This is a genomic window from Allobosea sp. 05T422_2 (assembly GCF_056396265.1).
Genome location: NZ_JBFTLD010000227.1, coordinates 1 through 13,751 on the forward strand (window position 1 = coordinate 1; position 13,751 = coordinate 13,751).

Sequence of the window (13,751 nt, forward strand, 5' to 3'; positions counted from 1 at the left end):
GTCCAGCATTTGCAGATGAACTCGTAGGGTGTGAGCCCCCTAAGGGTCTTCAGCCGGCGGCCGAAATTGTAGGCGGCAACGAAGTCTGTGAGGTGCGCCTCGAACTGGCGATGATCGTCATAGTGGAAGCGCTTGACGGTCGCTTCCTTGATGGTGCGGTTCATCCGCTCGACCTGCCCGTTGGTCCAGGGGTGCTTCACCTTGGTGAGGCGATGCTCGATGCCATTCTCGTGGCACCGCATGTCGAACATGTGGGTGATGTAACGAGCTGTCGGCCCGTCGGCGTAACGAGCCGGGAAGGTGAACTGGATTCCGTAGCACATTGGGAAGAGGCTCGACCGTTGCCTGACGGCGCGCGAAGCCTTGCGTAGCGCAGCGCGCCGTCACGGCGGTCATGGCCGGCCAGMAGGTCTCTAAAGTGAGGTTGTCGAGACAACACTTTGGAGCGAGGCCAACCATGACCAAGCGCTTTTCTACTCCCACCGGCGCCGTGCTGGTAGCGATCGACATGTCCAAGCACCGCCAGGAGGTGCTGATCGAACGRCCAGAAGGCGGTCGACGCCGGCGGATGACCGTGATGGCGACCAAGCAGGACTACGACCGCCTGGCTGCGGACCTTGCCGCGATCGGGCGGCCGATCCTTGTCGGCTTCGAGGCGACCGGCAACTACCATCGCACGCTCGCCTATCGGCTTCTGACGGCAGGCTTCGAGCTKCGGCTGATCTCCTCGGTCGCGCTCGCCCGGACGCGGGAGGCGCTACACAACGGTTGGGACAAGAACGATCCCAAGGACGCCCAGGTCATCCTGCACATGCTGCGGATCGGTGCCACGCAGGCCTATGTCGACCCGTTGGCCGCCGGCATCAACGATCTCCAGGAGTTGTCGAAGACGCACGAGACGATTTCGAAGGCCAAGACGCAGACCTGGCACCGCATCCTGACGCATTACCTRCCGCTGTACTTTCCGGAGATCGGCCGCTTCGCCGGCAATAGCCGCTCGGATTGGTTCCTGGCACTGATCGAGCGCTTCCCGACGCCCGGCAGCATCATCGCACTGGAACGGGAAGCGTTCGTGGCCGAGGCCTGGCCTCTGGTCGGCCGCAAAGTCTCCAAGGCTCGGCTGATCAACGATATCTACGAGACGGCTTGCTCATCGATTGCGTTGCCCGTGCCGGAGGAAAGCGCGGCGATCACGATGTTCCGGATGATTATTGCCCAGGCTCGGGGCCTRATCCGGGAGCGCAAYCGGATCGARGAGATCGCGCAGGTCACGYTGGCCGATCATCMCGAYTACCAGTTGCTGCGGCGGATCCCGGGAATCGGACCGATCAACGCTCTGACAATCCTGGCCGAAGCCGGAGACCTGCGGCGGTTCGGCCATCACCGCCAGTTCCTGAAGTTCTGCGGCCTCGACCTCGCTACCTGCCAATCCGGCWCGTTCCGCGGTCGGACCAAGCTGTCGAAGTACGGCAATGCCCGGCTGCGCCGAACGTTCTGGATGGCAGCGCAGGTCGCCGCGCGCCAATGTGACAACAGCTTCCGCGACAAGCTTGGTCGCTATRTTGCCGGTCACGYGGACGATGCCGATCGCCGTCGCAAGGCGATGACCGCGCTTACCGCCAAGATGGCGCGGGTGGCGCATGCCGTCGTCAAGACGGGAACAGAATACCGGCCGTTCCTGGAACGGTCGGATGCCAGGTGGAAGGACCCCTCTCTGCRAGTGCCGTGAGGGCGCCAAAGGCGACCCTGTAGATAATGTTCGGGCCTTCCACCTGGGTGCGTATCTCGTCTTGAGGACGGTGAGGACCACGGCCGCGTCAATGCCGCTGGATCCTGTGTTTGCTATGGCTGGGAGCGATCCCGTTGACGGTGGAAACCATCTGGATCAGCTTACTGCTGACGTCGGCGATCTGCCGGCGCGATGAGACCTGTTGGCCAAAGCCCAAAGCTGCYTCCCGACATAGGACGTTGTCCGTGAGAACGGTGTGGACCCGGTACGGTACCGCGTCGATCAGAGCCACCAGGAAGGCAGAAGCCGAGGTCCGGCCGGTCTTCCTGACCACCTGGACGAAGGCGAATTTGCTCGTGCGATCAATGGCCACGTAGAGGTAGAGCTTGCCCTCGGCAGTCTGTAYCTCGGCGATGTCGATATGGAMGTAGCCGATCGGGTAGGACTTGAAGCGCCTYTTCGGCTCCTTGTCTCCTGCSACCTCCGGCAACCGGCTGATGCCATGACGCTGCAGGCAGCGGTGCAATGATGAGCGCRTCAGATGCGGGATCGTCGCCTGCAGAGCATAGAGGCAATCGTCGAGCGGCAGCAGAGTATGCCGGCGGAAGGCGACGATSACCGCCTCCTCCTCGATCGACAGCACGGTCGATCGAGGCTCGCATGGACCGGTCTTGAGATCCGCCGTCGARCTCCGTCTCTTCCACTTGGCCACCGTCTTCTGGTTGATGCCGTAGCGCTTCGCCAGAGCCCTCAGGCTCTCTTGACTATGCTGTATCGCTCGACGRACCGCCTCTGTCGTCGTGGCGCTCCCATGGTGAACCTGGCCCATAGCGCCTCCTTCCACTCACGCGAAAAGACTGCACCATCAAAGCCCGGGATCAAACACAACAGGCGATGAGCGGCGGCTTCGCGAGGGCGGCTTAAAATCCAGCCCCAACCGCGGCCACCCGACACGATACGAACTGGAGAGCTCTGCCAACCGGCCTTCGCCGCCTCGATCAAACGCCTGTTGCCGAGCGTCCGGCAATCAGCTATCCACCATCCACGGATTGCGCCCGTAGCTCAGCTGGATAGAGCGTTGCCMTCCGAAGGCAAAGGTCACACGTTCGAATCGTGTCGGGCGCGCCATTTTAAGATAGCCTTTGTTTTCAAGGGCTTATGCTTTGGAATCCCCTCCTCAGAGACCATCAGAATCCCTGTCTGTCGCAGCATTTGTCACAGCTGTCACAGGGTGCTTATGGCTACGATCCGCAAGAGAGGTTCCAGTTGGCAAGCTCAGGTTAGGCGCGAGGGCAGCCCTCCCGTCTCCAAGAGTTTCACCACGAAGGCTGCTGCGTCCGCATGGGCGAGAGGCCTTGAGGCTCAGATAGACACAGCCCACCTATCACCTTCGATCCGTGATCTCCGCACGATAATCGTTGCGCACCTCCTTGAGCGATATGACGAGGAGGTCAGCCCTTCCAAGCGTGGTGCTCGCTACGAGAGGGCGCGTATCAAGTTCATGCTCACGCACAAGGTCGCTGAGGAGCGCCTAGGAGGAGTCTCAGGGGTTTCCGTGGCCCGCACAGGGCAAGCCTGCCACCGTGCGCCGCGAGCTTGTCATTCTGCGGCATGTGTTCGAGTTCGCCATCAAGGAGTGGAGCATTCCGCTCCCTAGCAATCCCGTGCGAGCCATCAAGATACCCAAGGACTCTGAGGCCAGAGACAGAAGGCTTCATGAGGGCGAACTGGCCAAGCTGTTCGGCGCGATAGGCCCAAGGACCGCATGGTATCTAAAGCCCTTCATCGTCCTCGCCATCGAGACAGGCATGACGCGCGGAGGGCTTGTGTCTCTCCAGGGGGCTCATGTGGACCTCATGAAGCACACATTGGTGTAGCCATGATGCTCTTCATCACAGCGTCGGACTGGTCCGGCTTCATGAGAACGGTGACGATATAGTGARAGATGAAGGAGGGAGCGAACGACGCGCCGCAGATCAAAATAGACTTGCCTATCTTCTGAAGGAGGCCGTCAGGACGGCTGCAATGAACGAATAGACCGGATGCTCAAGTCTCAGCAGATACGCGAGCGCAAAGGCGAGCGTGCCTGCGAGGACGACTCGCAGGGCGAGCAGAATTCCGGCGAGCTCCGTTTGATGTTTCACGTCGCCTGAAACGCCTCATCTGGTCGGCAGACTAGCCGGTAGCACGTCGACACGCCACGAGACCGCGGCCGATCGAGCCGATTGCACCCCCGGAACCGTCACCACAATCGAGGCGCGACCGTACCTGCCGTTTGACGGCTCGTTCCAAGCCAGGGTTTGACTGACCTGCAGGCTTTGACGTCCAGATACAGCAAGGCGTACGGTGATGATCGATGGCCGAGACATGATCGCGGCGCCATACCGTGTCCACATCCGCCGCGCCAACCAGGCTTTACCAGTCGAGTAGCCGGGAGGCCGTCACAGTCCGGCTTGATGCGGTGCCCGTCCCATGGCTCCACTGGACGCGCAGCACAGCGGAGAACCTGAATAGGGTGCCATGACAATTTGAGGGCTCAKCAATGAAGGATGCGATCGGAGACGACGGTGAACGGCATCCCGTTCAGCCGGGTGGACAGGGCGACGATGCGTGCTTTGCTCTTTCCGGAGAGCTGCTTCCCGCGGAGAAGCGCCCAAACCTGTGCATCGTCAGCCCCCACCATATCGAGCCGGCTTGAATGTCCGCGGCCATCAATACGTTCCTGGTTGTGCTCGCAGCCATCTTTCCCGTGGTCAATCCGCCGGGGTCAGCACTTGTTTTCCTGGGATTGACACGCGGCGCAGTGCCCGACACCCGGCGCATCCTCGCGCGGCGTATCGCGGTGAATTCGCTCTTCGTCCTGATGGGAGCGTTCCTTTTGGGCGCGCTCATCCTGCAGTTTTACGGAATTTCGATCCCCATCCTGCGCGTGGCGGGCGGGCTGATCGTAGCGGTATCCGGATGGAAGTTGCTCAACGAAGGCAGCCAGAAGGATTTCGACGCGCATGCGGACGATGTGTCGCGCGCCAACCTCCTGACGCAGGCCTTCTATCCGCTGACCCTGCCACTGACCACCGGTCCTGGCACGATCGCTGTCACGATCAGTATCGGCCTTTCACGCGCAACGTTCACGGCGTCCTCTGGCGCGGTCGTTTTCGTTCTCGCCAGCCTCCTTGCCATCGCCGTAATCGCCCTCAGCATCTGGCTCTGCTTTACCTATGCCGTTCGCGTGCAAAAGCTTCTCGGGCAAGGCGGCACCGAAATTGCGGTTCGCCTTTCGGCGTTCATTCTGTTCTGCCTGGGCGTACAGATCCTGTGGTCAGGAGCGAGCGAATTGCTGAGCTCTCTCCTGCATGGACCGGTCGGCGCAGCCTCAGCCATGGCGACCTGATTCCAGGAGATGCCTGAGGCGAACGAACGGCATCTCCTCGCGCGCCGGTAGCAAACCGTACCGGCGATGAATGGCACTTCCCTGTCACGAGCCTGAGGACCATCACTGGAAGCAGGGGGCCGGAGCGCAGTGTTCTCCCACGCGACCTCGGCGTTCAAGCTCCACGACCGCCGTTCTGACGTGAGATCGCCAACTTGCCGGCCCCGTGTTTTTCTCGGATACTATTATCGCATGAAATGAGTTGAAAGATCGCGCGATGAGAGCTGCTCTGGTTGTTTCCAGCCTTATTCTATTGACCAGTATTGCAGGCTGCACGCCGCGCGAGGAATTTGCCTCACCCGCCGTTGTATCMACCGCAGCGCCCCGTGCCTCGGCCGAGCGCAGCTATCTCGACGTGGGCCCCGCTCCCGGCCGAGGCGGCCCGGCCTATCTCCAGGCGAACACGGCAAGCGGACCACGGCAAACGGACTTCTTTGGCAACGACGTGCTGCCCCGCGCACCATAGGTGCCTTGGTAATTTCAAACCCGGCCCGAGCCTTTGGCAAGGGCAGGTGCCTGGCCCGGCGACATCGATTGCCCGGCCTGATCGCCAGCGTGTGCCGGCGGCCCAAAGTAGCCCCCAATGCCGGATGCGCGCGTCGAGACGCCGATGGGGAGGGCACAGCGGACGGTTGGCTCGGCGTTCCCTGACGAATGCGCGGACGGCATCGGGGCCTCGATCCTGCTGGCCGCTACTGGACGGCTGCAGCAGTGGCCCCCTCTCCGCGGAACACGGCCTCGATGACATCGCCCGGCTCGACCTCGGTGTCCTCGGTGGAGGGCAAGCGCTGCCATTGCTGGCCAGCCTTACGGACGATGACGACCTCCGAGCGAAGGTCGTTGCCTGCAGCTGGCATGGAGCTCACATTGCCGAGGGGGCGGAGCTTTTCGCTGATCGCCTGAATTCTCACGCTGAGATCCGCCAGGCGTAGATTGGAGTCCCTCAGCTCGCGCAACAGAGTGATCCGCCGCTGATTGGCGACGCGCTCGAGTTGGCGACCATATTCTTCGACCTGAAGCCGCGTCCGCATCAACTGAGCGGTGGTTTCCAGGCGGCGCGATGACGATAGGAGCAGCGCGCGTCGGCTCTCGCTGATACGCTGGCTCACGAGGGCGCCGCTTCCAAACAGCTTATTGACCCGCTCAAGCTCCTGGGAATCGGCCTGCACTCCCTTTTCCTCTTCCTGCTCGCGCTGGATCAGCACCGTGACCTGTTCGCCTGCCTCCTTTACGGCGCGCTCCAGAAAACTCCGCTCGTCGCGGAAATCGGCCAGCGAGATCTTGAGCGATTCCGCCTCGCTCTGGGCAACGCCCGAGGCCACGATCGTGGGCAGGGGCGAACTCCTCGGCGGGCGCAGATCAAAGGTCTCCTGATCATCCAATTCAGCGCGGACGCGCAGCGCGTGGAAATACTCCTTCAGATACTCGGTCCAGAGCGAGTCGTGATCGCGCCTCATATCAACAGGATCCGGGCCGAGCTGCCCGGCACGAGAGCGAAGAAGGCTGTATCCGCCGGCAACGGTAATGGCTTGCCGGACCGTCATGGTCGGCCGATAGGCCTGCTGGCCGGGGGTGAGCACGTCGCCGGCGACATAGATCGGCCGGTATTCGGCGACCCAGGTGGTCACGTCGCCCGGCCTGACGACCTGGACCTGTTCGCGGCCATCTGGAGCGCGAAATCGGAAGACCTTGGTCGGCATCAGGGCCTCCATCCGGCTCTGGAACTCCGCCGGGGTGAGGCCTGCGACGACGACCGACCCGACAGCCGGCAATGCGATCGTGCCGTCGAGCTGGACCGTCGCGCGCTGACGCTGATCCGGCAGGCCGGCCAGGGCCATTTCGATGGTATCGCCCGGAGCGAGCCGGTACGGAGCGCCGGCATGGGCTCCGCCACCCAGGCAGGCTGCCAGCAGGACACCTGATGCGAGCCTGCCGAGGCTGGAACGCTTGACTGCAAACAGGGTCATTTCACTGGCCTCTCGCGTGCTGTCCGGCAGGGGCGACCTCGTCGGGCCAATCCAGGCGCGAGACGAAATCGAAGACGGGGCCGCCTGCCTGCCCCCAGTTGCTCGACCAGATGATCTGCGACCCATCGGGTGACGGCGAAGCGTGGGTCTCGCTCCAGTAGTCATGGGGCGCGTTTCTGGTCTGTGCGATCCGCCGGAACTCGCCGCTGCCGTCGATCTTGAGTGCCAGGATTTCCTGCGCGAACGGCGCCCACCCCCCGTGGCGACCGACCTCGTCCGGCATTCCGGAATAGCTTAGGAAAACCCAACCGGGCCGTCGCATCGCCAGGGAAGCGTGCTGAGCCTCGCCATAGCGGGTCAAGGCGGTGACGACACCATCATCGAGACGCCGCTTGATGACCTGGAACTGATCGGGAGGCGCCTTGCTGATGCCGACATAGACCTCGCGGCCGTCCGCATCCACCGTCATGTCACCATGACCGGGCCGGTGGTTTTCGGTCCAGCTCTGCACCAGTGCCCCTTCGAGCGTGAAAATGAAGGTCTGGTTGGTCTCGTCCGGCAAGCTCTGGAGGCAATAGACATGCACGCCCAAGGGAGAGATGGAGCAGGCATTGCTCTGGCCTGGGAGCTTGGCGAGCGCGATGTCGGGAAACTTCGTCCGGGTCGTCAGGTCGTAGGCGAAGGCAACCAGTGCCCCACTCTCCGAAAGTGCCCGCACGACGATACGGCGACCGTCCCAGGACGGGTTTCCCTTGTAGGGGCCGAATTGAAGGTTGCGATGATGGTCTGCGGTGTAGACCACGCGCTCGAGATTGGTCCGCGGCGCCCAGAACGAAACAGTCTGCCCCCCAACGCAGATCATCAGCTCCGGATTGCGTGGGTGCCATTCGCATTCGCCGCTCCGGGTGCGCCGGAAGAGCGGCGCATAGCTGCGACCATCAAGAAAGCACAAGCCGTTGCAGCCATTGACGATGACGAGGAGGCTCTGATCCGCGTTCCAGGCCTGGGCGCTCGAATAACGATGGCTGCAGTGGCCGGGGCCGCACACGATGCCCGAGCCCAGTGGCCCCGGCCGGGTCACCCGCGTGAATGCCACGCCGAAGGCCGGGTCCGATGCAGGCTGCAGATATCCGGGCAGCGGCATGTCCACCGGCGCGACCAGCTGCGCGGCAGAGAGGTCGTCGGCTGCGGCCGCGGGCCAGAATGCCGGCACGAGCGCGGCGGCCAGGAACGCCCCAAGCCATGATCTCGGAAGAACCGACCTCATGTGATGAAGTCCTTCTGGCGGCGAACCTGCCCCGCCGCCACGCGGGTGAGCCACCACGCGATCGTCCGTTCCAGGCCCTCGCGCAGACTCGTGCGCGGTCGCCAGCCGGTTTCGCGCTCGAAGCGGGAGCAGTCGGCCAGCAGTGCCCGCACCTCGGAATTGACCGGCCGCATCCGCGTCTCGTCGCGCAGAACCGGCTTTTGGCACGCGCTCAGTTCGCGGATCAGTTCGATCAGGTCCGCAACGGTCACCGCCCGCTGACTGCCCGCGTTATAAGCGTGTCCGTAATCGACCGCGACCGCGCTGCCTGCGGCCATGAACGCCGCGACGGTGTCCTCGACGAAGGTCAGGTCCCTGATCGGCGTGGTGTCGCCCACCATGATGGCCGTGCAGGCCGGATCGAGCGCCTGGCGAATGATGGTGGGGATGATTGCCCGCTCGCTTTGACGCGGTCCAAACGTGTTGAACGGCCTGAGTGTCACGACCGGAAGCCCGAACGACCGCGCAAAGGCCTCGGCCATCATATCGGCGCCGATCTTGGACGCCGAATAGGGCGACTGGCCCTGGAGTGGATGGGTTTCGCTGATCGGCATCGTCAGCGCCGTGCCATAGACCTCGCTGGTCGAGGTGTGGACGATCCTCTCCGTGCCATGCTGGCGCGCCGCTTCGAGCACGTTCAGCGTCCCCAACACGTTGGTCTCCACATAGGACTGGGCAGCCAAGTAGGAATGGGGAATGGCGATCAGAGCGGCGAGGTGGAAAACGATCTCCTGGCCCTGCACGATTCGCCCGATGAACGCGGCGTCGCGAACGTCCCCCCGCACGAGATTCAGCTGATTGCGGGTGGCCTCTGGAACATCGTCGAGCCAGCCATGGCTGTCGAAGGAGTTGTAGAGGGCAAGGGCCGTGACCTTGGCGCCGTCGCGCACCAGCGCCTCGGTCAGATGGGACCCGATGAAACCATCGGCTCCGGTCACCAGCACGCGCATGCCGCTGTAGCTCATTGAGCTGCTCCCTCGGACTTGGTTGCTTCACGGGTTTCGGCAACACCTGGCCGGCCTGTCCGCTGAGCGGGCACGGCCTGCGACGGGACCCAGCCGAAGACGGCCAGAACGCCCCTCATGAGCCACCCAATGTCGCCGACGACGCTGTGATGGGGGAAATAGGCGAGATCGAGCCGCGCCTTGGTCGGAAACAGCACATCCCGATAGAAGCGCGTCGGGTCCATGTCCGGCGGGTAGAGACTGCCCTCGTTGCGGAACAGGATCTGACTAGGCCCCAACAGACCTGGCTTGTGCTCCAGAACCTGTTCGAAGCCATTCTGGAAGCAATCGGCAAAGGCCAGCGACTCGGGACGCGGCCCGATAATGGCCATGTCGCCCCTCAGGACGTTCCAAAGTTGCGGAAGCTCATCGAGTTTGGTCGCGGCCAGAACGCGGCCGACCGGTGTCATCCGCCCATCCTTGGCCATGGTCAGGGGACATCCCTCGGTGCCGCAGGTGGCTGCGAACTTACGGAACTTGTACATGCGAAAGGGCTGCCCGCCCTTTCCCAGGCGGGCCTGGGAAAACAGGATCGGCCGACCGCCCTCCAGCCAGATGGCGCAGGCAATGACCAGCATGGGCAAGGCCAGGACCAGGGCGGCTGCAGATGCGACGATGATGTCGAAGGCGCGACTCGCAACCGCGTTCATATCGACGCCCGCCGCAGAATGCCCGACACGGATCTGACGGGGCATCATGCGACGGCCTTGACGACGGTTTCGGCCTGCACGGCACGCGCCAATGTGTCCACGACCAGTTCGACCGTTTCGGCTTCCATCCGCGGGTGGAGCGGCAAGGTCAGCTCGCGCAGCGCGAAGTCTTCGGTCCGCGGCAGTTGCACACCGGGGCAGAGCTCACGGTAAAGCGTCATGAGATGAACCGGAGGGTAGTGTATCGTCGTCTGAATGCCGTTCTCCCGCAGGTGATCGATGACCTCCTGCCGCACCACACCGGCCGGCAAGACAACCGGCATGATGTGGAACGTGGATAGCCGCGGCTGCTGGAAAGGTACCGTAACGGACGGGCAGCGTTCGGCGATGAGCTGCCGGTAATCGGCCACCAGGCGGCTCCTGACCTCGTTCCAGCCCGGCAGCTTCCGCAGCTGGACAAGACCGATGGCGGCCCGCATCTCGTCCATGCGGTAGTTGAAGCCAAGCATGGTGACATCATAGGTCGGCGTGCGCGCGTTCAGGCGCTGGCGCGTTCCGCTGGTCATGCCGTGCCCCCGCGCCTGCCGGATCGTCTCGAGCAGGGCGGAATCGCGGGCGATGATCGCGCCGCCCTCGGCGGTGGTCATGTTCTTGTTGCCGTAGAAGCTGAACGCGGCAGCTTCGCCGAAGGTCCCGACCTGCCTCAACCCGGGCGCATGTGCAGCATCCTCGATCACCAGCAGCCCTTTCCGGCGAGCGAAGTCCCGCCAGGCCTCGCGATCGGCGAGATAGCCGGCGAAATGAACGAGAATGACGGCCTTGGTCCGCGCGGTGCAGCGGGCCTCGGCGTCGGCCAGCGACATCAGCGGAACATCCGCCGACTCGATATCGACGAAGATGGGCGTCGCGCCGACATAGACCACGCAATTGGCGGTGGCGACGAAGGTCAGGGCGGGAACCAGGACCTCGTCGCCTGGCCCCAGTCCCAGGGCATGCAGAATGAGGTGGAGGGCCGCCGTACAGGAATTGACCGCGACGGAATCCTCGACGCCATGGACTTCGGCGAAGGCCTGCTCGAAAGCTCTGACCCGGTCCCCCATGGTCAGCCAGCCACTGTCGATGACCTCTGCAAGGGCAGTCTTCTCTTCGGGGCCCAGGATGGGCTCGGCAACCAGCAACATGGAAGGCTCCATCACGCGTGGCGGACAAGTCGCCGGCGCCGAGCGGCGCCGGCCAGACCGGCGTCGTCAGGCCGCGACAGGGTGCTCGATCACAACCGACTGCTCGTCCCAGGCGACGTCCTGCGCCTTGTGGAAGTCGTCGACGCGACCGATGTCGAGCCACACACCCTCGTGCTTGAAGACGTGCACGGGCGTGCCAGTTTCCAGCATCTGGAACATCAGGTCGTCGAACCCGAAGGGCACTCCCGACGGAATGAACTCGAACACTGAGGGATCCATGCAGTACAGGCCCATGCTCACCAGATGCGGCAGCGCCGGCTTTTCCCGGAAGGTCTTGACCTCGCCATCAACCTCGTCGATCACGCCGAAATCCATCTTGATCGTGCGAGTGGTCGTCGCGATGGTCACCGGGCCCGGATGGTGCCGATGGAAGCTGGCAAACTGGCTGAGGCTGATATCGGTAAGCACGTCGCCGTTGAGCACGAGGAACGTGCTGTCGAGCTGGTCCCGCAGCAGCGAAAGTGGGCCGATCGTACCGAGCGGCTCGACTTCCTGGGTATAGGTGATCTTCATGTTCCACTGCGCGCCGTCTCCGCAGAAACTGCGAATGAGATGGCCGAGATATCCGGTCGTGACGAAAACCTCCTGGATTCCGTTCCGGCGGAGCCATTTGAGCAGCAGCTCCAGGACCGGCCTCGATCCGATCGGCATTAGCGGCTTCGGCAGGACCGAAGTATAGGGGCGCAGACGGGTGCCCTTGCCGCCGCATTGGATCACAGCCTTCATCCGAGCCTCCTATAAGTGGTCTGCGGCCACGTGCCGCTCCGGCTTGCTACGTGTGGCGCCGGGCATGACAGCGGTGGAGCGGTGTCGGAGTGCCTGACACGTCACGGCACAAGGCACCGGTTGGATCACCACGCACATAGTTCACCCGGTCATCTGGGAGAGGATGCTATGAGCGCCGTAACCCACTGTCTTCGTTCGTTTGCATGATGGAGGCGGGGCATGCCGCCATCGGCTCTTCTGCCTCCGGGCCCGGCGTCGCGTATTTCCCGCGATAGCCTTCACTCCCGGCCGGCGCGCCCCCCCGATCCCGCCTCTMCTGGAGAAGCCGGCTGGCCGGGTCCGGTGCAGGGTCCAGGCGGCCCCTTCGACGAGAGGATTCCCGATGCCGCGTGTCTCTGGTCCCTCTTCAGCGACCAGGCTGCGCGACACGGGCTGCGGGAGCCCGCTGACCGCGGCCTGCACAGCGGCTGCCCTCGCCCTGCACAATCCACCTGGCGCTGAGTGATATCCTGGCTCTCACGGGCGACAGCCCCTGCCGCAGGGCCGATGATCGCGGTCGCCTCCGCCGTTGGCGGCAACTCGAGTCACCCCAGCCAATGCCTGCCCCCCGCCCCGACGCCGGATCAAAAGAATCGGCCGGTGAAATGGATTCCGGCTCTCGGGAAAGCTGGGTCATCGGACCGGAAACGGGGTCCGGTCCGATGCTCTAATGGGAGAGCGCCGCATAGCCGCGTGCTGCGGGCTCTTCCGCAACGGCTCGCGATGGGCGCATCCTGGCGAGAATTGCGGCGCTGATCCGATCGATCGACAGATTGCGGCTCGGGGCATCAATGCTGCTGACTCGGATCATGGGGAGCCCGCGCGCACCGACCAGGCCGGAGATCAGGTCGACATGGTCCACGTGGTCCAGGCTGCCTTGCAGGTCGATCTCGAGGTAGCGCTGAAGCGGGCCGATCCTCTGTCGACGATCCCGAAGGCGCGCCTCCAGGAGGGGGCGTGGCGCTTCGAAGCGGATGAGCAGGTCCGGCTTCGGCACGCAGTCGAGCGCGCGTCCGACAGGGTCGCGCTCGACTATGCCGCTGAGCAGAACGAGCGAGGCCACCGCCTGGACCATGCCCTGATCGAAGATCGTGATCGCATCCGAGGATTGCGCCGCAGTCCATTCGCGATGGAGCAGTGCCAGGTGCCAATGCAGGCGAACGCCCCATAGCCGATCCTTCGGTGGCAGTATCCTGAAGAGATCCGCGACGCCGCCGGCCGAACCGGCGGAGTTGAGCAACCGGGCGCTGGCCAGGCATTTGAGGATAATGCGTCTCAGCGGGTGAGCCCTCACGCCGATCAGGGGGGTCACGACATAGCCGAGACCGCGCAGATGGGCGGTCAGGGCGGACGCCATCGTCGTCTTTCCCGCCCCGGACGGCCCGAACATCTCGAGGATCATTACAAGCCTCTTCCTCTTGCCTTGACGCTCAGAGCCGCGTCCTGACCTCGGAAAATTAGGCCGAACAGAGAGATGTTGATCTCCATGTCCAGAAAACCGCCATGGGAGTCTGGTCTATCCAAATCGAAGAGGCCTTATATCCACTCCCTAAACAATATCCCATCTCTCTCTATCGTCTTTCGGATATTGGATTCCGCCACTACTTTGATTTCTCTCTCGAGACGTTTCATGTAAATGGAATGGAACTCTATATATGC

The 13,751-nt window shown here is 63.3% G+C and carries 9 protein-coding genes, 1 tRNA gene and 3 pseudogenes; 3 read left to right on the forward strand and 10 right to left on the reverse strand.

Going from position 1 to position 13,751, the window contains the following annotated elements; genetic code table 11:
* Positions 1 to 314, reverse strand: a pseudogene (locus AC1DJT_RS27975) (integrase core domain-containing protein); the annotation flags it as partial.
* A gap of 143 nt (positions 315 to 457) precedes the next feature.
* Between AC1DJT_RS27975 and AC1DJT_RS27980 the strand changes: the two are divergent.
* Positions 458 to 1,715 (forward strand): annotated as a pseudogene (locus AC1DJT_RS27980) (IS110 family RNA-guided transposase); the annotation flags it as partial.
* Positions 1,716 to 1,967: 252 nt separating this feature from the next.
* Here the strand turns inward: AC1DJT_RS27980 and AC1DJT_RS27985 are convergent.
* A pseudogene (locus AC1DJT_RS27985) lies at positions 1,968 to 2,558 on the reverse strand (transposase family protein); the annotation flags it as partial.
* Positions 2,559 to 2,780: 222 nt separating this feature from the next.
* Between AC1DJT_RS27985 and AC1DJT_RS27990 the strand changes: the two are divergent.
* A tRNA-Arg gene (locus AC1DJT_RS27990) sits at positions 2,781 to 2,857 on the forward strand.
* An 863-nt stretch (positions 2,858 to 3,720) separates the two neighbouring features.
* On the opposite strand, the gene AC1DJT_RS27995 is transcribed toward AC1DJT_RS27990, so the two are convergent.
* Positions 3,721 to 3,873 (reverse strand): hypothetical protein, encoded by a 153-nt coding sequence (locus AC1DJT_RS27995; protein WP_441504889.1) that lies wholly within the window; start codon positions 3,871 to 3,873, stop codon positions 3,721 to 3,723.
* A 554-nt stretch (positions 3,874 to 4,427) separates the two neighbouring features.
* Between AC1DJT_RS27995 and AC1DJT_RS28000 the strand changes: the two genes are divergently transcribed.
* Entirely contained in the window at positions 4,428 to 5,120 is a 693-nt protein-coding gene (locus tag AC1DJT_RS28000; RefSeq protein WP_441504890.1) for a MarC family protein, read from the forward strand.
* Between the two features lie 731 nt (positions 5,121 to 5,851).
* Here the strand turns inward: AC1DJT_RS28000 and AC1DJT_RS28005 are convergent.
* The 7 genes from AC1DJT_RS28005 to AC1DJT_RS28035 all read right to left on the reverse strand — a co-directional run bounded on the left by AC1DJT_RS28005 (position 5,852) and on the right by AC1DJT_RS28035 (position 13,494).
* Complete coding sequence (locus tag AC1DJT_RS28005) at positions 5,852 to 7,126, reverse strand: polysaccharide biosynthesis/export family protein (protein WP_441504891.1); 1,275 nt, start codon at positions 7,124 to 7,126, stop codon at positions 5,852 to 5,854.
* A gap of 1 nt (position 7,127) precedes the next feature.
* A complete protein-coding gene (locus tag AC1DJT_RS28010; RefSeq protein WP_441504892.1) occupies positions 7,128 to 8,393 on the reverse strand; it encodes a hypothetical protein in 1,266 nt (421 codons plus the stop codon).
* Complete coding sequence (locus tag AC1DJT_RS28015; RefSeq protein WP_441490654.1) at positions 8,390 to 9,397, reverse strand: SDR family NAD(P)-dependent oxidoreductase; 1,008 nt, start codon at positions 9,395 to 9,397, stop codon at positions 8,390 to 8,392. Before AC1DJT_RS28015 ends, AC1DJT_RS28010 begins: the two co-directional genes overlap by 4 nt.
* Entirely contained in the window at positions 9,394 to 10,086 is a 693-nt protein-coding gene (locus AC1DJT_RS28020) for a sugar transferase (protein WP_441504893.1), read from the reverse strand. Before AC1DJT_RS28020 ends, AC1DJT_RS28015 begins: the two co-directional genes overlap by 4 nt.
* Positions 10,087 to 10,130: 44 nt before the next feature.
* Positions 10,131 to 11,267: a DegT/DnrJ/EryC1/StrS family aminotransferase gene (locus AC1DJT_RS28025; protein WP_441504894.1), complete on the reverse strand. Its 1,137-nt coding sequence runs from the start codon at positions 11,265 to 11,267 to the stop codon at positions 10,131 to 10,133.
* 66 nt (positions 11,268 to 11,333) lie between these two features.
* Positions 11,334 to 12,053, reverse strand: a complete 720-nt coding sequence (locus tag AC1DJT_RS28030) for a nucleotidyltransferase family protein (RefSeq protein WP_441490651.1) — start codon at positions 12,051 to 12,053, stop codon at positions 11,334 to 11,336.
* Positions 12,054 to 12,759: 706 nt separating this feature from the next.
* Positions 12,760 to 13,494, reverse strand: coding sequence for a hypothetical protein (locus AC1DJT_RS28035; protein WP_476835311.1), 735 nt, complete (start codon positions 13,492 to 13,494; stop codon positions 12,760 to 12,762).
* Between the last annotated feature and the right edge of the window lie 257 nt (positions 13,495 to 13,751).

Coding starts and splice junctions, on each gene's coding strand:
- AC1DJT_RS28015 (WP_441490654.1), bottom strand. CDS start 9,397: ATGAGCTACAGCGGCATGCGCGTGCTGGTGACCGGAGCCGATGGTTTC.
- AC1DJT_RS28000 (WP_441504890.1), top strand. CDS start 4,428: ATGTCCGCGGCCATCAATACGTTCCTGGTTGTGCTCGCAGCCATCTTT.
- AC1DJT_RS28025 (WP_441504894.1), bottom strand. CDS start 11,267: ATGTTGCTGGTTGCCGAGCCCATCCTGGGCCCCGAAGAGAAGACTGCC.
- AC1DJT_RS28020 (WP_441504893.1), bottom strand. CDS start 10,086: ATGAACGCGGTTGCGAGTCGCGCCTTCGACATCATCGTCGCATCTGCA.
- AC1DJT_RS28030 (WP_441490651.1), bottom strand. CDS start 12,053: ATGAAGGCTGTGATCCAATGCGGCGGCAAGGGCACCCGTCTGCGCCCC.
- AC1DJT_RS28035 (WP_476835311.1), bottom strand. CDS start 13,494: ATGATCCTCGAGATGTTCGGGCCGTCCGGGGCGGGAAAGACGACGATG.
- AC1DJT_RS28010 (WP_441504892.1), bottom strand. CDS start 8,393: ATGAGGTCGGTTCTTCCGAGATCATGGCTTGGGGCGTTCCTGGCCGCC.
- AC1DJT_RS28005 (WP_441504891.1), bottom strand. CDS start 7,126: ATGACCCTGTTTGCAGTCAAGCGTTCCAGCCTCGGCAGGCTCGCATCA.